The sequence below is a fragment of the Polaromonas sp. P1_G4 genome (genome assembly GCF_056405475.1).
Window position 1 is genome coordinate 1 of the sequence record NZ_JBFUCA010000483.1, and the last position, 3250, is coordinate 3250.

Genomic DNA, 3250 nt, shown 5'->3' on the forward strand with positions numbered 1-3250 from the left:
ACCCACGTGTCGGTGCAGCGCGCGCCGGAGTTCTTCATGCTGGCGGGTGAATTGGCGGACAAGCTGTCGAAATAGCGCCGCTGCGCTATCCTTGCCGCTCCTTCATTCAACTTTTTTGATGATGTCCAAATTTCTGAACCGCCTTTTCCTGGCTGCCGTTGTCGCGGCCGGCTTGCTGCTTGCCGGCTGTAACGATGCGCCGGGCACCGCGCCCGGCAGCCCGTCGGCAAAGGCTGTCACCGAACCGGTATCCGTGGCCGCCATCGAAGCCGGCGCCAAAGGTTTTTCAGCCGGCGCCCTGATGAGCAAGCGCACGGTGTATGTGTTTTTTGATGCGCAATGCCCGCACTGCGGCGCCCTGTGGGAAGCGGCAAAACCGCTGAAGTCCCAGGCCAGGTTTGTCTGGATCCCGGTTGGCATGCTCAACGCCGCCAGTACGGCCCAGGGGGCAACCCTGCTGGCGGCCAGCGACCCGGTGGCGGCCATGGACGCGCATGAAACGTCGCTGCAGGCCCGGCGTGGCGGCATCAGTGCGGCCAGCAATATCGACGCGCAAAAAGAAGCCGTCGCCAAAAACACCGAGCTGATGACCAGGCTGGGTTTCGCTTCGATCCCCACCATCGTCGGAACCCACGCGCAGACCGGCGCCACGGTGTCACATGAAGGTTCATTGTCAACGGCGGCGCTGGCCACCTTGCTGGGTTTACAGCCGCCGGCAGCGCAGTAATCTGGTCTTTTCCTTGGGAAAGTGGCTGAAACCCAATAGAGACGGGCGCAACCAGCTATATATTTGATAGCGGTTGCGCGCCGTGGCTCAAGCCCGGTTCAAAACAAAACCCGGCTGCGGATGGTTCCGGGCACCTCGGCCAGCTTGGCCAGCGCGATGTCGGAGTGCGCCGCGTCGATGTCGATCACCACATAACCCACAGCTTCGTTGGTCTGCAGGTACTGCGATGCGATGTTGATGCCGTTGGCCGCAAACACCTTGTTGATTTCCGACAGCACACCCGGCACGTTGCGGTGAATGTGCAGCAGGCGGTGCTTGCCCGGGTGGGCCGGCAGTGCCACTTCGGGGAAGTTGACGGAAGACGTCGAGGTGCCGTTGTCGCTGTACTTCACCAGCTTTTCGGCCACTTCGATGCCGATGTTTTCCTGCGCTTCCATGGTCGAGCCGCCCACGTGCGGCGTCAGGATCACGTTGTCCAGGCCGCGCAGGGGCGATTCAAAAATGTCCTTGTTGCTGCGCGGCTCCACAGGGAACACGTCGATTGCCGCGCCCAGCAGCTTTTTTTGCTTCAGCGCCTCGGCCAGCGGTTCAATTTCCACCACCGTGCCGCGTGAGGCATTGATCAGCACGCTGCCGGGTTTCATCGCGGCGATCTCGGCCGCGCCCATCATCCATTGGGTGGCTTTGGTTTCGGGCACATGCAGGCTCACCACGTCGGACTGGGCCAGCAGGTCCTTGAGCTGGGCTACCTGCCGGGCGTTGCCCAGCGGCAGCTTGGTTACCACGTCAAAAAACACGACCTGCATGCCCAGCGCTTCGGCCAGCACCGACAGCTGCGTTCCGATGGAGCCGTAGCCCACGATGCCCAGCGTTTTACCGCGGATTTCGTAGGCGTTCTCGGCCGACTTGAGCCAGCCGCCGCGGTGCGCCACGGCGCTTTTCTCGGGCACGCCGCGCAGCAGCAAAATGGCCTCGGCCAATACCAGCTCAGCCACGGAGCGGGTATTGGAAAAAGGCGCGTTGAACACCGCAATGCCGCGTTCGCGGGCGGCGTTCAGGTCGACCTGGTTGGTGCCGATGCAAAAGCAGCCGACCGCCGCCAGCTTGCCGGCCTGGGCAAATACATCGGCAGTGAGCTGGGTGCGGGAACGGATGCCGACAAAATGCGCGTCGGCGATTTTGGCCTTGAGTTCGTCATCGGGCAGCGCGCCGGCCAGGCTTTCGATCTGCGAGTAACCTGCCGCCTTGAGAACCTCCACCGCGGAGGGGTGAATGCCCTCGAGCAGCAGGAATTTGATTTTTTGCTTGTCGACCGAAGTTTTGTTCATGGAAAGCCGCTGCGCCAAAAAGTGGATGAGGAACAAGTATGAGGGAAGCGAAATACCCGTGCTGGTTCGCGGTTGGGCGGCGGGGCTTGAGATCTTAAATAATGCAAAAAATGGCCCTATTCCTTACTGGTCATGCGCAAGCAGCTATCAAATCAATAGCGGTTGAGCCGGAGACTCCCGATCGGATTTGGCAGATTCACAGACAAGGGCATCACCGACGCGCAGCAAGCCACCCTGCAACACACGCGCCGTCAACCCGCCATGGCCGCGCATGGCGTTGTATCCGCCGGGGCCCAGCACTTCCTCCATGCGCGAACAGGGTTCGCACGGGCCGGTGATTTCCAGCACCACATCGCCGATGTGCAGCACCATGGGCTGGTCCCTGAAAAGGGACTTCGCCGCCAGCAGGTTCAGGCCCGACACCACCAGGTTGCGCCGCAAGCTCGCGGCTTCCACCGCGCCAAGCCGGGCCAGTGCGGCCAGCACGGGCAGGTGCTCGGCCTGGATCAGGGTGACCTGGCGTTTGCTGCTTTCCGGGCGAATGGCAGGCGCCGCCGCGCTCCGGTCGCCTTCCAGCCCGCGGCCGGCCAGTGCTGTCACGGTTGCAACGCTGAGCACCGGGCTGCGGCGGGCTGGCCTCAGCAAAATTTGCTCAAGCCGCCCTTGGTGGGGGAATTGCCGGGTGAGCGCGCGCAGGTCACTGATGCCCGTGCCGGCGGTTGCGGTCATTCCAGTACCTGTCCCGTGGAAGGGTAGCTGCGCGACAGCACCTGCTCGTCTGTCAATTCCGGGCCCTGCCACATGGTGACTTCTGAAGCGCCGGCCCCCAGGGCCATCTCATGGAGGGCCCGTATTTCCACCTGGGTGAAACCACCTGCGGGCTCGCCCAGAGGATGGAACACCATGCGGGGCGCGGGAGCCAGCACGTGGCTGGCCYGAAGTTTACGGACGAATGCCTTCAGTACCTGCTCACCGTGGGTGAAGTCGGACACCATGGAGCGCGGGTGGCTGAAAGGATTGAGGACCTGTGCCGACTTGCTCGATTTATGCAGGGCGGCGTCATCGCCCGCGCCCAGCACTTTGGGCTTGAGGCTGCGGGAAATCGCAATTTCGGGCACTTCGGAAATGAAAGCGCCCGTTTTCACATTGCGCACCGTCAGCCGGTAAGGCGACAGGCGGATGTACAAAGGTGGCG

General features: G+C 62.6%; 4 protein-coding genes. 1 reads left to right on the forward strand and 3 read right to left on the reverse strand.

Going from position 1 to position 3250, the window contains the following annotated elements; all coding sequences use genetic code 11:
- Window positions 1-118 precede the first annotated feature (118 nt).
- A complete protein-coding gene (locus tag AC1D1X_RS19145) occupies window positions 119-727 on the forward strand; it encodes a thioredoxin domain-containing protein (RefSeq protein ID WP_477669533.1) in 609 nt (202 codons plus the stop codon).
- Window positions 728-825: 98 nt separating this feature from the next.
- Here the strand turns inward: AC1D1X_RS19145 and serA are convergent, their stop codons facing one another.
- The 3 genes from serA to AC1D1X_RS19160 all read right to left on the reverse strand — a co-directional run.
- Window positions 826-2055 carry a phosphoglycerate dehydrogenase gene (gene serA, locus AC1D1X_RS19150; RefSeq protein WP_477669534.1) on the reverse strand — a complete coding sequence of 410 codons (1230 nt, stop codon included), beginning with the start codon at window positions 2053-2055 and terminating at the stop codon, window positions 826-828.
- Between the two features lie 147 nt (window positions 2056-2202).
- Window positions 2203-2784, reverse strand: coding sequence for an MOSC domain-containing protein (locus AC1D1X_RS19155; RefSeq protein WP_477669535.1), 582 nt, complete (start codon window positions 2782-2784; stop codon window positions 2203-2205).
- The coding region (locus AC1D1X_RS19160) for a rod shape-determining protein (RefSeq protein WP_477698909.1) at window positions 2781-3250 on the reverse strand (470 nt) is incomplete at its 5' end. The genes AC1D1X_RS19155 and AC1D1X_RS19160, both read right to left, overlap by 4 nt.

Coding starts and splice junctions, on each gene's coding strand:
- AC1D1X_RS19155 (WP_477669535.1), bottom strand. CDS start 2,784: ATGACCGCAACCGCCGGCACGGGCATCAGTGACCTGCGCGCGCTCACC.
- AC1D1X_RS19145 (WP_477669533.1), top strand. CDS start 119: ATGATGTCCAAATTTCTGAACCGCCTTTTCCTGGCTGCCGTTGTCGCG.
- serA (WP_477669534.1), bottom strand. CDS start 2,055: ATGAACAAAACTTCGGTCGACAAGCAAAAAATCAAATTCCTGCTGCTC.